Consider the following 18,203-nt stretch of genomic DNA (forward strand, 5'->3'; position numbering starts at 1 on the left):
TTATGGCAATTTCAAATAACATACATCTAAAAAACAAAATTATACCTGAAGCTCTTATTAACGAGGTAGGTACAGCACTTTCATATTATCCAGAACTGGCTGAAACCAGAATCGAATTTAAGCTCAAACCTTCATTAAAAAAATCTTTCATGAAGGCACAACCAAAATTTTCATCGCTTATTAAGAGTAAAGGGAAAAGAGAGTACGTGATTTTGATCAGCAAAGTTTTTAAAATCGATGGTATGCAATTACCATTAGCTGATATACCAAAAAACGTTTTAATAGGTTGGTTAGGGCATGAATTAGGTCACATAATGGATTATAAAAATAGAAATACCATTAATCTTATTTGGTTTGGTATACGATATTTTTTCTCTCAAAATCATATTAGGGAAGCCGAGAGAATAGCAGATGTATATGCGATAACGCATCAAATGCAACAATACATTGTTGAAACGAAAAGGTTCATTCTGAATAATGGTAATTTCCCTATGGTATATAAAGATCGTATAAGAAAATTATACTTGTCTCCTGACGAAATTTTGTCTCTTGCTAGGGAATTAGAGGGCAATTAGTAGCTGTATATGTTATTCATATTTCGCAACTACTTAAAAATGAATCATAATGGAATCAATACTAGAAAAATCTGAAAAATACATATTTGAACTTTTTAAAAATAAGCTTCCGAAAAAGTACCTCTATCATAATTATTTGCACACGCAAAGAGTTGTAAACTCGGCAAAAGAGATTATGGATAACTCTGAAGTTGAGGAGAAAAATCAAGAAATCGTTTTATTGTCCGCATGGTTTCATGATACAGGTTATATCAAGGGAGAAAAGGATCATGAACTGAAAAGCGCAGAGATTGCTGAGTCTTTTTGTATTGAAAATGGAGTGGACAAGGAAAAAATTATACTAGTTAAGAATTGTATTCTAGCTACTAAATTGGATACAAAACCAAATTCTTTTTTGGAAGAAATACTTAAAGATGCTGATACTTCTCATCTTGCCAAAAATTATTTTAAAGAAGTTAGCCAATTGCTACGCCAAGAGGTACTATTGGCTCAAGGGAGAGAATACTCTGCCAAAGAATGGCGAGAAGAAAATATAAAATTGTTTACCCAAGAGCATCAATATTATACTAGGTATGCTATTGAACATTGGGAACCGGAAAAAAACAAAAACCTACTCGGCATTCTTAAAAAAAAGAAAAAGAGAAGAAAAAAAAGAGAAAAAGAAGATTTAAAAGCAAAATTAAAAGCTAAATACAAACATGAAAGTCCTGAAAGAGGAATACAGACCTTGTATAGGGTAACCTTGCGTAATCATATTAAGTTGAGTGATATCGCAGATACCAAAGCGAATATTCTTCTCTCTGTAAATGCGATTATTATCTCCTTGGCGTTAGCGAACTTAATTCCAAAATTGGACGCTCCGTCCAATCGTCACTTGATGATTCCTAGTTTGATATTAGTGCTATTCAGTGTGGCTGCAATTATACTTTCCATAATGTCTACACAACCAAAAGTTACAGGAGGTGAGTTTACCAAAGAACAAGTAAGGAACCGTAAAGTTAATCTGTTGTTTTTCGGGAATTTTTTTAAGATGTCCTACGAGAGGTATCAAGAGGCGATTGACGAGGTAATTAATGACAAATCATATGTTTATAAAATGCTTACAAAAGATCTGTATCTATTAGGTCTTGTGCTTAAGAAAAAATATACCCTGCTTAAAATTACATATATCGTATTTACCGCAGGGATCATTCTCTCTGTAGTAGCCTTTATCTTGGCGTTTGCCGAAATTGATGTTGCAGGAAAAGTTGTAGAACCTATCATAACAAAATAACAAAATCATATGGAAATTATTGGATCAATAGTAAAAGGAGTAATTAATTTAAAAGGAGCGCTTTCCTCTGAACCTAATCATATAGAAGCTCAGGAGAAAGTTCTTCTTGATTTGCTGAAAAAGGCTAAACATACCGAATTTGGTAAAAAATATGGTTTCGAGTTAATTCTTCAATCCGATGAAATTCAAGAAGATTTTGCAAGAGAAGTTCCTTATTTTGATTATCATCAATTACATAGTTCATGGTGGCGTAGAGTTATTGAAGGAGAAGAAAACATAACCTGGCCAGGAAATCCAGATTATTTTGCGCTCAGTTCTGGAACTACTGGTAAGAAAAGTAAGCGGATACCTGTGACTGAAGATATGATTACAGCGATTAGACAAGCTGGAATTAAACAGGTAGAGGCATTGTCTAATTTTGATCTACCAGCTTCATTTTTTGAAAAAGAAATCATGATGTTAGGTAGTTCTACAGATTTAAAAGAGAAAGATGGGCATTTGGAAGGTGAAATTAGTGGTATTAGCGCTAGCAATATTCCATTTTGGTTTGAAGGGTATTATAAACCAGGAAGTCAAATTGCTCAAATTGACGATTGGGACAAAAGAGTACTACGTATTGCAGAAAAAGCAAAAGATTGGGATATAGGAGCATTGAGTGGTATTCCTTCCTGGATGGAGTTGATGTTACAAAAAGTAATTGATTATCATAATGCGGATACTATTCATGATATATGGCCCAATTTACAAGTATATACTTCGGGAGGAGTCGCTTTTGCTCCCTACGAGAAAAGTTTTAATAAGCTCTTAGCACATCCTATTACGGTTATCGATACCTATCTTGCTTCCGAAGGTTTTATAGCTTATCAAGAAAGACCCGAAACCGACGCAATGAAACTTATAACGGATAATGGGATTTATTTTGAGTTTGTTCCTTTTCAACCGGAATACATTAACCAAGACGGGTCTCTGATGCAAGATGCACCATCTATCACTTTGGCTGATGTTGAGATGGGTCAGGATTATGTGTTGTTGATTAGTACGGTGTCTGGTGCATGGAGATATATTATTGGTGATACTATAGAATTTACTGATATCGAGAGGGCTGAAATTAAAATTACCGGTAGAACTAAGTTTTTTCTAAATGTAGTCGGATCTCAATTATCAGTTAATAAAATGAATGCAGCGTTGAGAGAAATAGAAGAGAAATTTGATACCGAAATCCCGGAATTTACATTGGCTGCTACTCGAATTGATAATGAGTTTTATCACCATTGGTATTTGGGTACCGACACTCTAATTGATGAAGAAACTTTGGCCAATACACTGGATAAAAGCCTTAAAGATGCAAACAAAAACTACAAAGTAGCCAGAAATAAAGCATTGAAGGGAGTAAAGGTTACCAAAGTTCCTGTTGAGCTATTTGCAGAATGGAGCGGAGCGCAAAAGAAAAAAGGAGGGCAGGTAAAAATGGAACGAGTCATGTCTGAAGAAAAATTTTCAGAATGGGAAGCATTTATTTCACAAACTATTTCAAGCTAAAAAAAGATCTTAATGAATTATAAATACATAATGTTCTTATGTGTTGCTCTACTTATATCTAGTTGCGCACTATATGAACCTAAGTACAGAGAAGAATTCAATGAAGCCACACCTAATGAAGGCGAGATTGAGAAAACCTTTTACCTCATTGGAGATGCTGGTTATGCTAAGGCCGAAAAAAGTACTCCTGCCTTAACAATCTTAAAAAAATATCTTTCAGTTCATCCCCAAAAAGGAAACTACACCATTTTTTTGGGAGATAACATATATCCAGATGGAATGCCCAAAAAAGATGCAAAGGATCGTGAGATTGCAGAGCATCGATTGGATGTTCAAATAGAAGCAGTACAAGATTTTGGTGGACAAGTGTATTTTATACCCGGTAATCATGACTGGTATAACGAGGGCTTGAAAGGATTAGAACGAGAAGAAAAGTATTTTGAGGATCGGTTAGACGATAAAAAGCTGTTTAAACCAAAAACGGGATGTGCCCTTGAGAGCATAGAAATCTCAGAAAACATTCAATTAATTATTTTAGACTCTCAGTGGTATCTCGAGGATTGGGATCAGCACCCAACCATTAATGATAATTGTTCAGAGATAAAGACAAGAGAAGCAATGTTCTTGGAGGTGGAAAGTGAATTGAAGAAAAATCAAAATAAAACTATTCTTTTTGCATTACACCATCCTCTTTACACCAATGGAGTACATGGAGGGCAGTACGCTCCGGTCAAACATTTATTTCCTTCACAGAAGAAAATTCCATTACCAATTTTAGGTTCACTTGCTATGCAAATACGTACGGCAGGTGGGATTTCAACACAGGATAATCAGAATAAACAATATAAGTCATTAGTAAAAAGGCTAGAGACTCTAGCAAAGGGAGCAGAAAGAATCATATTTGCTTCAGGACATGAACACTCATTGCAATACATTGAACACGAGGGTATCAAACAAATTGTTTCTGGTGCTGGTGCAAAAAACTCGTATGCGACCTTGAGTAATGACGGACTTTTTGCCTATGGAGGACAAGGTTTCGCAAAATTAGACATCTATAAAAATGGGTCAACATGGGTATCATATTATGGAAATCGAGACAACGAACCATATCTTCTTTACAGTAAGGAAATTTATGGGTCTAACGTTGAGTATGATTTAAACATGCTACCACCTAAGTATCCAGCAACAATTCAAGCTTCGGTCTATGAACCAGAATCCAATGAAAAAACTGATTTTTATGAAAGTATCTGGGGGGATCACTATAGAGATGTGTACGGAACAAAAATCGAGGCCAGGGTAGCTATTTTGGATACACTTTATGGTGGATTAGAGGTAGTTCGGAAAGGAGGAGGGCATCAAACTAGATCACTACGATTAAAGGCCAAAGATGGGCGAGAATACAATATGAGAGCACTTAAAAAAAGCGGAGTTAAATTTTTACAGTCTACTATCTTTAAGGATAATTATGTCGAGGAATCATTAGAAAATACAGTTTCTGAGGATATATTAAAAGACTTTTATACAGCATCTCATCCCTATATTTTTACCGTAATACCAATGTTATCAGATGCTGTTGGGGTGTTCCATACGAATCCAAAGATATATTATGTGCCCAAACAGAAAGCCCTGGGTAAATTTAATATAGATCATGGAGATGAATTATACATGATTGTAGAAAGACCAGAGGAAAACCATAAGAACTTATCTTCCTTTGGAAAACCAGATGATATAGAGAGTACATCAGATGTTTACGAACGATTACGCAGGGACGAAAAATATAAAATTGAGGAATCTTCTTATATCAGAGCAAGATTGTTTGATATGCTAATCGGTGATTGGGACAGGCATGAAGATCAATGGCGCTGGGCAGAGTATGAATTAGAGAATGGAGATCATATCTTTAAACCCATACCACGAGACAGGGATCAGGCTTTTTCGAATTTTGATGGTGGATTCATGGGTGCGCTACGTGGGTTATTTGGCTTTGCCAATCAATTCCAGCGTTATGATGCAGAATTAAAGGATGTAAAATGGTTAAATACTTCTGCTACTCGCCTGGATCGTACCTTGATCAAAAATAGTGGTAGAGGAGAATGGTTAGAGCAAGCAAGATTTATAAAAGAAAACCTATCTGATGAAATTATCGATAAGGCATTCGAGAATATACCTTCAGAAGCAAAGGGAGAAGATCTACAACATATAAAGCACAGTTTAAAAGAAAGAAGAAACAACATCACAGATATTGCTAATCGTTATTATAATTACTTATCAGATTTAGTTATTGTTACAGGAACGGATAAGGATGATTACGTAGATATAGAGCGACAAGAAAATGGGAAGACTAAAATCACAATTTATAGAATTAAGAAGGGAAAAAAAGCGGATATTGTAAGTGATCGCGTTTACCATAAAAAAGATACTAAAGAAATTTGGATTTATGCTTTGGATGATGATGATAGTATCGCAGTTCATGGAAAACCGGAGAATCCTATTAAATTAAGAATTATTGGGGGGCAAAACAATGATATTTATAACATTAAAAAAGGAAGACGTGTAAAAGTATATGATCATAAAAGTAAACCCAATACAGTAGAAAAAAGAGGAGGAGCCACCTTTAAATTTACCGATAATTATAGAATAAACCATTTTAATAAAGATGAAGATGTTTTAAAAACCACTTCGATAATACCAGCTGTCGGATTTAACCCAGATGATGGTTTACGAATCGGACCTACAGGTATTGTTTCTATAAAAGGATTCCAGCAAAATCCTTTTACAGCAACACATAAAATTTCGGGAGGATATTATTTTGCTACACAAGGATTCGATTTAGAGTATAAAGGAGAGTTCTCTGGAGTTTTGGGAGATTACAATTTATTGATAGGAGGAAGATACACTAGTCCCAATTTTGCTGTAAACTTTTTTGGATTTGGAAATGATACAGACAATAATCAAGATGATTTTGATTTCGATTACAATAGGGTGAAATTAAGTACCTACAGAACTCTAATAGGAGCTGTTAAAAATGGTAGATTAGGAAGTTACTTCGAGTATACAGCTTCTTTTGAAGGGATAAAAGTAGACGATACTCCAGATCGTTTTATAACTACCGAAGTTGACTTTGATGATCCCGAAATTTTTGATAGAAAATGGTTTGCAGGTCTTGATGGAACCTATCGATATGAAAGTTATGATGTAAATGTAAACCCTACCAGAGGGATGAAATTCGAAGTTAATGTAGGGGGTAGAATGAATGTTGAAAATACAGAAAGAACCTTTGGATATATTAAACCTCATTTAAGTTTTTATAACGCGTTGTCTCGCAATCGAAAGTGGGTATTAAAAACTGCGGCGCAAGGCCAATTTAATATAGGTCGATTGTATGAGTTTTATCAGTCTGCTCAAATAGGAGGAGAGAATTTGCTTAGGGGATATCGTAATCAACGTTTTTCTGGACAGTCATCACTCGCGGGTAGCGCCGATATAAGATATAGTTTTGATCAATTTAAAACTAGAGTGCTTCCGCTTCAAATAGGGCTTTTTACAGGAGTGGATACAGGAAGAGTATGGCTTGCAGATACCGAAGATCGAAATCAATGGCATAGTGATGTAGGTGGCGGTTTTTGGATAAATAGCGCAGATGCCATCAATAGTACGTTCAACCTGTTCTTTGGAGAAGATGGGGCACGTTTCTCATTTGCATTTGCTTTTAAGTTCTAAGCCTATGAGAAGTAGTATATTAATTCTATTATTTATAATCATAAGTGAAGTACCTATCTTGGCACAGGTTAGTGATTTGGCCAGAATAGAATATACGTATTTTCCGCAAAAAGACAGCGATAACTCTTTTAGAAGATTTAGAGCTTTGGCTAATTTTCCCATAAAACTAAATAATAAAGGAAGTTATCTGGTACCCGGATTGGAGTATAGAAACATCAATTTTATATATCGTGATCAAACAACTTTTAATACTGATAATCTAGAAAGATTTAGTTCTTTTGAGGTGAATATAGGAATTACCTTTACATTAAAAAACAATTGGAGATTTGCTACAAGAGCAGGTATGATTGCTGCTTCAAATTTTGAGCAAGACAAACTTATTACAGATGATCTTTTGTTTACAGGTTCATTTTATTTTGTTAAAAATAAAATGAAAGATGATCTTTTGAAACCTTGGCGTTTAATTCTAGGGTTAAGATATTCTACTACTGCTGGTAGACCTTTTCCGCTTCCTTTTGTGAATTATTTTAGGCAATTTCATCCTTCCTGGTCTTTTGTTTTGGGAGTTCCCAAAACGAATGTTAAATATTATTTTAATCAAAGCAATATACTTCAGGGATTTGTGACCCTTGATGGTTTTTTCGCTAACCTTCAGAATAATCAAGTATTTTTCAATCAACAGGAGCAGGAAGTCAAAAACGCCGCGAATATATCAATGACAACTGCATTGGTTGGAGTTGGATATGAACACTATTTTACGAAGCATCTTTTATTCTATACCTATACAGGAGTAACATTGATTAATGATATTAGATTGCGTAATGAAAATAGAGAGGATGTTTTAACAATAAACGATCAAAATAGTTTTTACCTTAGAGGAGGGATAAAGTTAAAAATATGATTTTGGGAAGAATAAATTTCTTCAGTATTACATCGTTTTTGTTTTAGCTATTTCTGAAGCAATTAAATGATCACCCTCCAGGATTTCGAAAATGACATTATTTGCTACATTGCTAGGTAGCGACTCCACCAATGCTTGTGCTACATCCTCTCTACTAATTTTTCCAGATTCTTTCAGCTTTTTGTCTAAAACAATCCTACCTGTGCCAGATTTATCAGTTAAACTCCCTGGTCTTACGATAGTAAAATTTACATTACTATTCTTTAAATGTTCATCGGCATTATGTTTTGCCAATAAATATTCTTTTAGTCTATCTGCATCTTGAGGTGAGTCTGCCCCCATAGAACTGAGCATAATAAATTTTTTGACCCCCGTTTCACTAGATTGATCAATAAGCTTTTTTGCACCCTCTTGATCCACAGTCACTACTTTTTTTCCTCCTGAACCTGCTGCAAAAATTACTTTATCAATGCCTGTAGTAACCCCTGAAATATCACCCTCTAAGTCTGCTAATACAGTTGCTATGTTTCTACGTTCAAATTGTTCTTTTTGATCGTTCTTTCTGATCATTGCTACAGGAGTATAAAGTGGGGAGTGTTCTAAAATTTTCACGATTTTTTTTCCAACAGCTCCATTGGCTCCTGCTATAAGTATGCGTTCCATAATTATTTTTTTTAGGAGGTAAAGTTCTTTTTTTTCTTCCATTATGTGTAATGCAAATCATTTAATAATTATCTCATACGAAATTGTGCTGTTTTTACTTACTACATTTTGTTTTGAGATGGGTTAATAATGGTTTGGATCACGACAAGAACTATCCTTATGATAATGCATCTTTGGGTAAATACATGTAATAATCTTAAATTAATAATTATGAAATTAGATAATAGTGTTTTTATCATAACAGGAGCTTCAAGCGGTATAGGAAAAGCCACAGCTTTAAAACTTGCAAAAAATAATGTTAGCGTTGTTTTAACAGCTAGAAGAGAGGAAAAGTTAGAAAAACTGAAGGACGAAATAGAGAGAAACGGAGGGAAAGCACTTGTGGTTACAGCTGATGTTACCAAAAAAGAAGATTTCGAAAAGGTTGTGTCTAAAACTCTGGAAGAATATAAAACGATTAACGGGATCATCAATAATGCCGGTTTAATGCCATTATCGTACATAAAGAATTTGAAAACCGATGAGTGGGAAACGATGGTCGATGTCAATATTAAAGGTGTACTTAATGGGGTCGCAGCGATACTACCAACACTTATAAAAAATAAAGGAGGGCATATTGTTAATATATCTTCGACTGCAGCTTATAAATACTTCCCTGGAGGAGCTGTTTATTGCGCAACAAAAGCAGCGGTTAAAATGTTTTCGGAAGGATTACGACAAGAGCTAGCTCCTAAATATGGAATAAACGTAACTTCCATCGAGCCAGGTGCAGTTTCTACAGAGCTTTTGGACACGATTACCGATAAAGAAATTTTGGAGAAAATGTCAGTGATGAAAGAGATGACTACATTAGAATCAGAAGATATAGCTGATGCAATTTATTATGCTATCACTCAACCTGAGCGGGTAAATATTAATGATGTTTATATCATGCCTAGTGAGCAACAATAGAAAGAAACTAATTTTTTAAAATCAAGTAATTAAATAATAATGGAAACTACAACTGAAGAACATATTATCACCACTATAAATCCAGCTACTGGAGAGGAACTTGCAAGTCATCAGTATATCACAGACGAACAATTGACCGACAGCATAGAAAATTGTAATAAGGCTTTCTTACAATGGAGAAATACCTCTTTAGAAGAAAGAGCTAATGCTATACTAAGCATCGGTAAAAGCTTAAAGATTCATAAAAGCGAACTTGCTAAGATGATGACAAGTGAAATGGGTAAGCTGTTATCACAAAGCGAACAAGAAATTGATTTGTGTATAGCAATTTGTGAGTATACCGCAGAAAACGGACCTAGTGCACTTCAAAATCAAGAGAGAAAACTTTTAAATGGCGGCAGAGGAATAGTTACCTACAGTCCTTTAGGTGTAATTTATGGAATACAACCGTGGAATTATCCTTCTTATCAAGTAATTAGATATGCAGTTGCAAGCATTATGGCAGGAAATGGTGTATTACTAAAGCACGCTTCAAACGTGACAGGATCTGCTAAAATTTTAGAAAAAGTATTTAACGATTCCGATCTTCCAAAAAGTCTGTTTACACTATTAATTATTGACCATGAACAATCAGATTATGTAATAAAAAATAATCTAGTGAAAGGTGTTACATTGACAGGAAGTTCAATAGCAGGTAAAGAAATAGGAAAAAAAGCTGGAGTCCAGTTAAAAAAAACAGTACTAGAATTAGGAAGTAATGATGCCTATCTTGTTCTTGAGGATGCGAATATAGAGCTAGCGGTAAAAATGTGTGTTAAAGGTCGTATTTATAATAACGGAGAAACTTGCATCGCTGCAAAGCGGTTTATAGTAGTAGACTCAGTTTATGAATCCTTTAAAGATAACTTTGTTGCTGCCATGAAAGCTATTCGAATTGGAGATCCCTTTTCTGATCAAAGTGATATGGGACCAATAGCTAGAGAAGATTTACGGGATAAACTGCATGATCAAGTAGTAGAAAGTGTATCAAAAGGAGCAGAAATCTTGTGTGGAGGAAAAATTCCTGAAGGTGCTGGATTCTATTATCCTGCAACTGTTTTAGAATTGGTAGAGCCCGGTCAACCTGCATATGATGATGAATTATTTGGACCTGTGGCATCACTAATCAAAGCTAAAGATGATGAAGATGCCTTTCGCATCGCAAATGACAGCAGGTTCGGATTAGGGGGAGGAATATTTTCCGAGGATATTGAAAAAGCAATTAAATTAGCAGAAAACAATTTTGATACAGGAATGATATTTATTAATTCATTTGGATTGGCAGAGCCAAATATGCCCTTTGGAGGAGTTAAAGACTCAGGTTTTGGGAGAGAACATGGTGGTTTTGGGGTTAAAGAGTTCGTTAATGTGAAATCTATTATGATTAGAGACTAGAAGTATTAGAAAAATGTTAGTTATAAAAAGAACTCAGATTTAAAAGTAAAAAAACAAAACATGGAATAATTGAAAAAGCTTGTCTAATACAGACAAGCTTTTTATTTTAAATAAACTTATTTATATAATTGATTAAAACATAAATCCTATACCAGTAGAAAATATCGAACTGTGAGCACCTGAACTTTCTATTATTTCAGACAAACCGTAACTGTATCTAGCTTGAATAAAAAAACCTGTTTTTAAAAGATATTCTAAACCAGAGACTAATTGAAGGTCAAAATTATTGATGGGTCTCATATTTAAGTCAGGAAAAAATTCTTTATTTATTTTATCTCCGATTTTAAAACCCATTTGCAATCCTATTTGCACATTGAAACTTTTACTCAAATAAGCTTTAGTAAGTATAGGTACCTGGATATAGTCTATTTTTATCGTGGATTTGTGATTAGCAGCATTCTCTTTAAGTTCAAATCCTTGTCGAGCGTATATTGCCTCTACATTGATCCCAAACTTTTCGTTTATCATTCCTTCAAATACCAAACCAATATAATAACCTGTTCTAGACCGAGTATTATCAAACTCCTCTGATGAAGACACAATGTTTGTGAAATTGACTCCGGCTTTAGTGCCTACTCGACTAGATGAGAATAGGTAATCGTAATCTTGTGAAATCACACCAAATGAATTGATAATTAGAAAGAGCAAAAAGATCTTCTTTTTCATGATATAAGTTTTGACATCTGCAATAGGAAAAGTAATTGTTATCATCTACATTTTTTAACCCTAAACAGATAGTTATTAACGCAAAAAAGCTTGCCTCAAAAAGACAAGCTTTTAATTAGTTCATCATTACTTTATATGCTTTTAAAACATAAATCCAATACCCGCAGAAAATACAGAATTATGGGCATCTGAATCTTCTACTACCTCAGAAAAACCGTAACTGTATCGAGCTTGGATAAAGAATCCAGAAGTTAGTTTAAATTCTGCTCCAGCCGCTAATTGGAAATCAAAATCTTTGATTTGATCAGTGTCAAAATCACCACCGTCTCCGGTAGGATCCGTGTCTACTTCTTCGTTTATTTTGAATCCGAATTGCGGACCCGCATGAACGTTTAAGCCTTCAATAAGATAGATCTTTGCCAAAAGAGGAACTTGAATATAATCGACTTGAAATTCTGCTGATGGAGTAACGGTGACACCGGCAAAAGAGGTTTCTTCTATATCAAATCCTTGCCCCGAATAAAAAGCCTCAGCTTGTAATGAAAATTTTTCTGCTATAAAAGCTTCTGCAACAAGACCCGCATAAAAACTTGTTCTCGATTTTGGGTCTTCAAAATCACTTCCAGTAATCGTAGAAAAGTTAACACCTCCGCGAGCACCAAATTGGACTTTATTATCGGTGTCTTGTTGGGCATTAGCTAAAGTTGTGCATAACATGAAGGCTAATAGTACTGTAATTTTTTTCATTTTTTTTTGAGTTTTTATTTATTACTGGTTTCAAAATTACCCAGATTAAGTACCCTGTACGAACTCAAATGACAGAGTCTTTAACTCAAAAGAATGTTTAACAAAAATTAAGAAGATATGCTTTTTTGTTTTGGATTTACTCTTGCTTATAGAAGAGGACTAAAGAATCTTGCTATACCTTCGGATAATTTCCTGTGTAATGCCCTCTTTTTATAACTTTCATAATTTAGAATAACGCTTTCTTCACAATCTTTGATGAAGTTTTGGCAAACATTTTCGGCTATATTTTGGTCGTAAATAAGGGCGTTGGTTTCGAAGTTATGCTCAAAGCTTCTATGATCAAAGTTACCAGATCCAATAGAAGCAATTTTACCATCCATTACAATGACTTTACTGTGTAAGAAATCGTCTTTTTGTTGGTAAATTTCTATTCCCAAAAAAAGTAACTCTTCAAAAAATGACAACATACTGTGTTTTGCTAACCAAGAATCTGATTTTCTAGGAACAAGCAATTTTATAGTCACGCCACTTAAAGCCGCAATTCTTAAGGCTTCTAGCATAGCACTGTTTGGTATGAAATATGGGTTCGATATGTAAATATAATCTTCTGCAAGATTAATCATGGCTATGTATTGTTGCATAATAGCAGGATGATCTGCATCTGGAGCGCCAGCAACAATTTGTGCAGTAATTGTACCTTCTTCTTTAATTTCCGGGAGATATTCTTCTTGCAATAGGAGTTTTTCATTGCTAGCAAAATAATAATCCTTTATAAAAACTCGATGTAGGCTATCTATAACGGGACCCTTAAGATATAGGTGAGTGTCGTCCCAAATACCAAGTTCTGAATTTGGTTTGATGTATTTATCCGATATGTTGACCCCTCCGGTAAAACCTACTGTTCCATCGATAATAATAATTTTACGGTGATTCCTATAGTTCAATGTATAAAGAATACTGCCAAAATGAAGAGGTAAGATAGGGTATACCTTGGCTCCGATACTTCTAAATTTTTTTTTCATTTTTTTCCGAGTACCATAACTACCTATGGCATCGTATAAAATGCGAACTTCTACACCTTGCTTTATTTTTTCCTCGAATAACTTGTATAATCTATCAAGGAGATCTCCTTCTTCAAAAATGTAGTATTGTAGATGTATAAATTTTTCAGCTTTCTGTAAAGCTCCAAAAATAGTATCAAATGTCTTTTTTCCATTGTATAATACCTTTACATGATTTCCTGGTTGAGCATCGAAATAGGAGCTATTTTTTAAGAGTTTGGCTAATTTTTCACCTTGTTTATTCTCAAATTCTAGTTCTGATTCTTTTGTTTTATGATTACGAAACGTGTCATCATAAAGTCGGCGTCTAACTGTTTGTTTGAGTTTATAAATTTTTATTCTCCTTCTATTGATCCCAAATACAATATATAGTAGTATACCTATAAAAGGAAATATTAATACAATAAGCAACCAACTTAGAGACTTTACAGGTCTAGAACCAAATAAAATAATATGGAAAAAAGCAAGCAGAGTAAGGATTGCGTATATGATAATTAAAAAAGTCATACATCTTTTTTATTAAATGCGTTAAAATTTAGTTGAATTGCATCTTGATCCTGTTATAGTACATCCTATTTTTACTAAAAATACGAAATCATTATGGGAATTTTTTCAACGGATAACAAACAACTTACATTAATTTATAACTCTAATACTTCTATAGGAAAACAAACCTATGCGTATATTACTGAATCCAAAAAGAAAGTTAGAAGTATCGATACTGCAAAAACAAAGGTAACGGCCACGCAGTGGGTAGAAATCGCAGACGAATTAAATGTTGAAATTAAAAAACTGGTGAATAGAAAACACCCAGATTTTACGGAAATCTATGCGGATGATATTCATCTCAACGATCATGATTGGCTGAAAGTATTAGAAACCCATCCTCATTTAGTTCAATTTTCTATTCTGATTCAAAATACAGAATTTCATTTGTTACATACCCCAGCAGACTTTTTAAAATTTATGGCTCCAGATAGTGCAGGAGTACCCAAAAACCCGGAAAAATGAATTCAGAGTTTTTACTTTTTTGTTTTTTGATCTTTTTGCATAGCTTCTTTGGTTTCCTCAAAAGAAGCTTTTTTTTTGGGCATTTCTAACTGACTGGAAAGTTTTTCTTTTTTCTCTTTGTTCAAACTTTTTTTATTCATTCTTCTAGTTTTTGAGGTTCAAATTTTTTATTTATATATTTTTCTTCTCCTTTTACTTCTACGGAGTAATCTCCTAGTATGTCTTCGATATATACCATTTTTATTACAACCATAATGATGGCGACTACGGGTACTGCGAGTATTAATCCCAATACACCTGTAAAAATCCCTAGAACAACCTGGGCAATCAAAATCATAGCTAATGGGAATGAGATCATCTTCCTTTGAATGATAGGAGTGATGATGTTACTCTCTACGGCTTGTATAAATGCATATAAAATACAGACGTAAATAGCATGATCTACCCCTTTCGTAAATGCGAGTAAAAATGCAGGAATTAAGGCTATAATTGGTCCAAAATTTGGTATAAAAGTGATAAGTGCAGCAAAAATGGCTAAAGTTAATGCCAGAGGCACCCCGAGTATTGCTAATCCTATACCTGTAAGAACACCTACAACTATCATAGACAATAATTTTCCCAACAACCATTTCTTTAATGTATAACCCATGGTCAAAACTACCTGGTGGGCTCTTTCTCTTTTGGGTTTAGGAAATAATAAGATAATTCCTCGACTATACATTTTTGGTTGGATCATAAAGAAAAACCCAAGAAAGAAAATGATATAGATATCGGCTAATCCTCCAAAAAATGAACTGAAAAATAGTGTGAGTTTTTCACTATCTCGTTCATACTTTTTTTTGTAAATACGTATTTGTTGTATAACCCAATAACCCACTGGGCTGGATTCTATTTTTTGCTGCGCTTCTTTAGCAGCTAGAGGTAATTCTTTATCCAATATTTGCATTTGCGATGAAACTCTAGGTGCTATACCAATTAAGGTTAATGAAAATACTGTTACCACTAATAGTACTGATGCGAATAAAGATAAACCACTGTTGAAGGGGAGTTTCGATTCTATTGCAGAGGCTATTCCACGAAAAAAAGTAGCAAATAAAACACCTGCCAAAATAAGCAATAAAACTTTAAAACCTTTAAGAATCAAAAAAGTACACAGTATCATAATGATGACGATACTAGTGGATTTTATAATTTTTTTGCTGAAATCACTAATGTTAAAAATAGACTCTTTTTTTTTCAAAACTTTTGATTTAATAAGATAGGATCAAATAATATAAGCTTTATTAGAAATGTTTTGTTCTGGGACATGGTTAAAAAACTCAATTATAGCTTGATTAGCGGCGGCGCCATATGAAACCAAAAAACTGCCTTTGTAACCGTCACTATCTTCCATAATATAAAGTATGGATAGGTTGGCAGGATTTCTAATACCCTCGAAGCGATGTTGCGCTACGATGCTAATATCCTTCGGCTTGTGCGCGCATTTTGTCAAACTATTGACTATTTTATTTTTCTCAAAATAAAAATTAGTCGCGTATCCTATATCGGCGTACTTTTTTATGTAATATTTTTCGTTTTTTGGAAGATTTGCTTTCATAAAATGAAATAGTTTAGCCCACAACTGTTTCAAAAATTATTAAGAAATAAATACACATTACAATAAAAGAAGCTATAAATAGTGGAACAACTAGTTTTACCACTTTTTGAGGATTTAGGTTTTGAAAGTATTTGCCTGAGTTTTTTTTCATATGTCATGGTTGTTTATTTTACATAATAATAAACGGGTAAAAAATCTACCCCAGATATTACCCGTTTATTCATCCTCAACAATTTTTCTATACGTTTTTAGTTCCCATCAGTTGCATCATCAACTTCATCCTTTACTTCTTCGGCTGCTTCTTCAATGCCTTCTCCAACTTCTTCTACTCCGTCTTTTATTTTTTCTCCTGTACTTTTCTTTTCTCTACAACTTGTTAATATAGTTGCAACAAAAACAAAAGAAAACAAGGTTATTATAACTTTTTTCATGATATGTTTAATTTTAAATTTAATTATGCCTTAAATCTTTTTCCAAAAATTAACGATACTATAAATAATACGATAAAAATGAAAAATAAAACTTTGGCAATACTAGCTGCACCTGCAGCAATACCTCCAAATCCAAATATTCCCGCTACTAGTGCTAGGATTATAAAAATGACTGTCCAACGTAACATAATAATTGTGTTTTTTAGTTAATATTATTGTCTTAGTACTTAAAGGATCTTTAAGAACTTGTGTAACAAAGATCATGAGATATCAGACAAAAGCTTTGCTGTATCACTAGTATTGTTAACTCCATTGCAAATAGGGATTCTGAAAGTATGCTTCTTACCTTAAAATGCAGTATCTTTAGCTATATTCAGTTTCTAATCCTATTTAATGAGAAAAAAAATAAGTATACAAGACCATAGCGTTCATAAGGTCGTAATTGATTTAGCCACTAGCTTGGGAGTAGATTATGAACAAACTCATCATGAATGCTGTGTTCGATTACCCGACGAAATGGGTTCTGGATATGTTAGGTCTTTTCAGTTTGATTTTGGAGTAGGTGTGGTAGAAACGGATTATTTACTTAATAAGGAATTTAGATTCGAATTGGAAAAGGGTACGATTCATCCTCTAAAGGTTATTTTCAATAGAGAATCAAGTTTTTTTCATGGTTTTGAAGAAGGTAAAGAATTACATGAGGTTCGAAGATTGGAAAATACGATGGTAGCAAGTACTCCCACCAACAACCACATTTTTAAAATTCCTGCGAATGTACCAATATGCATTTTTAGTTTAGAGATCAACAGAAAATTGTTTGAAGAAAAAATAGAGTCTTTCCTTCCTAATATGAATACCGATTTGATTGATCTTTTCAGGGATGTAAATGGAATCAAACAATTTTATTACAAAAATTATTACAGTCTTGAAATATCAAAATTTATTTCTGAATTTACAGAATGTGAGCTTACCGGTTTTATGCGACAGGTGTATCTTGAAGGGAAGGCTTATGAGATTTTAACGTTTCAACTCAAACAATATCTTGATGATTTAAATGAACCTGATAAGCGTTTGATTTTAAGGCAATCTACAGTAGAGTCTATACAAAAAGCAACATCCATTATAAGAGACGAAATAGAAAGTATGGATAACGTCGTAAATCTGGCAAAACGCGTTGGATTAAACCAAAATACACTTCAGAACGGATTTCAACAATTATATAAAACTTCGGTTAACGAGTATATCAGAAATTATAGAATTGAAAAGGCTAAAGAATTTTTAGAGTCGTCTGATCTCAATATAACTCAAATCACTTACAAAGTTGGGATCAATTCTAGAAGCTATTTTTCAAAACTTTTCAAAAAAAAATATGGTGTTAGTCCTAAGCAATATTTGGATCAGATTAGAAATCAGAAAGATGATTCTCGATCTGCATAAAATTAATCTTCTGAAGTACTCCCGTTCTCTCTTTTTTGAATAAATTTTTGACAAAAAATTACCGCCTTAACAGACCAATAGTGTTATTATAAGTTTCAAAATTGTTAACCTGTTTAACGTAAATCCGATTTCTTTGT

18 protein-coding genes are annotated in these 18,203 nt (G+C 33.7%); 9 read left to right on the plus strand and 9 right to left on the minus strand.

All coding sequences use genetic code 11. The annotated features are described in order from the left end of the window. The first annotated feature begins 2 nt into the window (after positions 1–2). From BUE24_RS13330 to BUE24_RS13350, 5 genes are read left to right on the plus strand one after another with little or no spacing between them, the layout of a single operon-like run. Positions 3–575 carry a hypothetical protein gene (locus BUE24_RS13330; RefSeq protein WP_139241996.1) on the plus strand — a complete coding sequence of 191 codons (573 nt, stop codon included), beginning with the start codon at positions 3–5 and terminating at the stop codon, positions 573–575. Between the two features lie 49 nt (positions 576–624). Next, the gene (locus BUE24_RS13335; RefSeq protein WP_073316515.1) at positions 625–1,848 is read left to right on the plus strand and encodes a Pycsar system effector family protein; all 1,224 of its coding nucleotides are present in this window, start codon (positions 625–627) and stop codon (positions 1,846–1,848) included. Positions 1,849–1,857: 9 nt separating this feature from the next. Then, on the plus strand, positions 1,858–3,387 hold the full coding sequence (locus BUE24_RS13340) for a GH3 family acyl-acid amido synthetase (RefSeq protein ID WP_073316516.1): 1,530 nt from the start codon (positions 1,858–1,860) through the stop codon (positions 3,385–3,387). Positions 3,388–3,399: 12 nt separating this feature from the next. Beyond that, positions 3,400–7,107 carry a metallophosphoesterase gene (locus BUE24_RS13345; RefSeq protein WP_073316517.1) on the plus strand — a complete coding sequence of 1,236 codons (3,708 nt, stop codon included), beginning with the start codon at positions 3,400–3,402 and terminating at the stop codon, positions 7,105–7,107. Positions 7,108–7,111: 4 nt separating this feature from the next. Further along, complete coding sequence (locus BUE24_RS13350; RefSeq protein ID WP_073316657.1) at positions 7,112–8,008, plus strand: DUF6268 family outer membrane beta-barrel protein; 897 nt, start codon at positions 7,112–7,114, stop codon at positions 8,006–8,008. Positions 8,009–8,035: 27 nt separating this feature from the next. Here the strand turns inward: BUE24_RS13350 and BUE24_RS13355 are convergent, their stop codons facing one another. After that, positions 8,036–8,671, minus strand: a complete 636-nt coding sequence (locus BUE24_RS13355) for an SDR family oxidoreductase (RefSeq protein WP_073316659.1) — start codon at positions 8,669–8,671, stop codon at positions 8,036–8,038. 210 nt (positions 8,672–8,881) lie between these two features. Between BUE24_RS13355 and BUE24_RS13360 the strand changes: the two genes are divergently transcribed. Next, positions 8,882–9,622, plus strand: coding sequence for an SDR family oxidoreductase (locus BUE24_RS13360; RefSeq protein WP_073316661.1), 741 nt, complete (start codon positions 8,882–8,884; stop codon positions 9,620–9,622). A 39-nt stretch (positions 9,623–9,661) separates the two neighbouring features. Further along, positions 9,662–11,056, plus strand: a complete 1,395-nt coding sequence (locus BUE24_RS13365; RefSeq protein ID WP_073316518.1) for an NAD-dependent succinate-semialdehyde dehydrogenase — start codon at positions 9,662–9,664, stop codon at positions 11,054–11,056. A gap of 132 nt (positions 11,057–11,188) precedes the next feature. On the opposite strand, the gene BUE24_RS13370 is transcribed toward BUE24_RS13365, so the two are convergent. The 3 genes from BUE24_RS13370 to cls form a co-directional block, all read right to left on the minus strand. After that, positions 11,189–11,782, minus strand: coding sequence for a porin family protein (locus BUE24_RS13370; RefSeq protein ID WP_170864599.1), 594 nt, complete (start codon positions 11,780–11,782; stop codon positions 11,189–11,191). 141 nt (positions 11,783–11,923) lie between these two features. Next, a complete protein-coding gene (locus BUE24_RS13375; RefSeq protein WP_073316520.1) occupies positions 11,924–12,529 on the minus strand; it encodes a porin family protein in 606 nt (201 codons plus the stop codon). A gap of 146 nt (positions 12,530–12,675) precedes the next feature. Further along, positions 12,676–14,097: a cardiolipin synthase gene (gene cls, locus BUE24_RS13380; RefSeq protein WP_073316521.1), complete on the minus strand. Its 1,422-nt coding sequence runs from the start codon at positions 14,095–14,097 to the stop codon at positions 12,676–12,678. A 93-nt stretch (positions 14,098–14,190) separates the two neighbouring features. On the opposite strand from cls, the gene BUE24_RS13385 reads away from it, so the two are divergent. Continuing rightward, positions 14,191–14,601, plus strand: coding sequence for an arsenate reductase family protein (locus BUE24_RS13385; RefSeq protein ID WP_073316522.1), 411 nt, complete (start codon positions 14,191–14,193; stop codon positions 14,599–14,601). Between the two features lie 11 nt (positions 14,602–14,612). Here the strand turns inward: BUE24_RS13385 and BUE24_RS24385 are convergent, their stop codons facing one another. The 5 genes from BUE24_RS24385 to BUE24_RS13405 all read right to left on the minus strand — a co-directional run bounded on the left by BUE24_RS24385 (position 14,613) and on the right by BUE24_RS13405 (position 16,817). After that, positions 14,613–14,741 carry a hypothetical protein gene (locus BUE24_RS24385; RefSeq protein ID WP_280174031.1) on the minus strand — a complete coding sequence of 43 codons (129 nt, stop codon included), beginning with the start codon at positions 14,739–14,741 and terminating at the stop codon, positions 14,613–14,615. Next, a complete protein-coding gene (locus tag BUE24_RS13390) occupies positions 14,738–15,841 on the minus strand; it encodes an AI-2E family transporter (protein ID WP_073316523.1) in 1,104 nt (367 codons plus the stop codon). Before BUE24_RS13390 ends, BUE24_RS24385 begins: the two co-directional genes overlap by 4 nt. A gap of 24 nt (positions 15,842–15,865) precedes the next feature. Further along, on the minus strand, positions 15,866–16,198 hold the full coding sequence (locus BUE24_RS13395; RefSeq protein WP_073316524.1) for a hypothetical protein: 333 nt from the start codon (positions 16,196–16,198) through the stop codon (positions 15,866–15,868). A gap of 248 nt (positions 16,199–16,446) precedes the next feature. Beyond that, positions 16,447–16,629 (minus strand): hypothetical protein, encoded by a 183-nt coding sequence (locus BUE24_RS13400; RefSeq protein WP_073316525.1) that lies wholly within the window; start codon positions 16,627–16,629, stop codon positions 16,447–16,449. A 23-nt stretch (positions 16,630–16,652) separates the two neighbouring features. Then, positions 16,653–16,817: a DUF1328 domain-containing protein gene (locus BUE24_RS13405; protein WP_073316526.1), complete on the minus strand. Its 165-nt coding sequence runs from the start codon at positions 16,815–16,817 to the stop codon at positions 16,653–16,655. 205 nt (positions 16,818–17,022) lie between these two features. On the opposite strand from BUE24_RS13405, the gene BUE24_RS13410 reads away from it, so the two are divergent. Then, complete coding sequence (locus BUE24_RS13410) at positions 17,023–18,066, plus strand: helix-turn-helix domain-containing protein (RefSeq protein ID WP_073316527.1); 1,044 nt, start codon at positions 17,023–17,025, stop codon at positions 18,064–18,066. Positions 18,067–18,203: the final 137 nt, after the last annotated feature.

This window comes from Aquimarina spongiae, assembly GCF_900141785.1.
Taxonomy (GTDB): domain Bacteria; phylum Bacteroidota; class Bacteroidia; order Flavobacteriales; family Flavobacteriaceae; genus Aquimarina; species Aquimarina spongiae.

Excerpts from the sequence above, each read along its gene's own strand:
- BUE24_RS13330 (WP_139241996.1), top strand. The coding sequence starts at position 3 with ATGGCAATTTCAAATAACATACATCTAAAAAACAAAATTATACCTGAA.
- BUE24_RS13335 (WP_073316515.1), top strand. The coding sequence starts at position 625 with ATGGAATCAATACTAGAAAAATCTGAAAAATACATATTTGAACTTTTT.
- BUE24_RS13340 (WP_073316516.1), top strand. The coding sequence starts at position 1,858 with ATGGAAATTATTGGATCAATAGTAAAAGGAGTAATTAATTTAAAAGGA.
- BUE24_RS13345 (WP_073316517.1), top strand. The coding sequence starts at position 3,400 with ATGAATTATAAATACATAATGTTCTTATGTGTTGCTCTACTTATATCT.
- BUE24_RS13350 (WP_073316657.1), top strand. The coding sequence starts at position 7,112 with ATGAGAAGTAGTATATTAATTCTATTATTTATAATCATAAGTGAAGTA.
- BUE24_RS13355 (WP_073316659.1), bottom strand. The coding sequence starts at position 8,671 with ATGGAACGCATACTTATAGCAGGAGCCAATGGAGCTGTTGGAAAAAAA.
- BUE24_RS13360 (WP_073316661.1), top strand. The coding sequence starts at position 8,882 with ATGAAATTAGATAATAGTGTTTTTATCATAACAGGAGCTTCAAGCGGT.
- BUE24_RS13365 (WP_073316518.1), top strand. The coding sequence starts at position 9,662 with ATGGAAACTACAACTGAAGAACATATTATCACCACTATAAATCCAGCT.
- BUE24_RS13370 (WP_170864599.1), bottom strand. The coding sequence starts at position 11,782 with ATGAAAAAGAAGATCTTTTTGCTCTTTCTAATTATCAATTCATTTGGT.
- BUE24_RS13375 (WP_073316520.1), bottom strand. The coding sequence starts at position 12,529 with ATGAAAAAAATTACAGTACTATTAGCCTTCATGTTATGCACAACTTTA.
- cls (WP_073316521.1), bottom strand. The coding sequence starts at position 14,097 with ATGACTTTTTTAATTATCATATACGCAATCCTTACTCTGCTTGCTTTT.
- BUE24_RS13385 (WP_073316522.1), top strand. The coding sequence starts at position 14,191 with ATGGGAATTTTTTCAACGGATAACAAACAACTTACATTAATTTATAAC.
- BUE24_RS24385 (WP_280174031.1), bottom strand. The coding sequence starts at position 14,741 with ATGAATAAAAAAAGTTTGAACAAAGAGAAAAAAGAAAAACTTTCCAGT.
- BUE24_RS13395 (WP_073316524.1), bottom strand. The coding sequence starts at position 16,198 with ATGAAAGCAAATCTTCCAAAAAACGAAAAATATTACATAAAAAAGTAC.
- BUE24_RS13400 (WP_073316525.1), bottom strand. The coding sequence starts at position 16,629 with ATGAAAAAAGTTATAATAACCTTGTTTTCTTTTGTTTTTGTTGCAACT.
- BUE24_RS13405 (WP_073316526.1), bottom strand. The coding sequence starts at position 16,817 with ATGTTACGTTGGACAGTCATTTTTATAATCCTAGCACTAGTAGCGGGA.
- BUE24_RS13410 (WP_073316527.1), top strand. The coding sequence starts at position 17,023 with ATGAGAAAAAAAATAAGTATACAAGACCATAGCGTTCATAAGGTCGTA.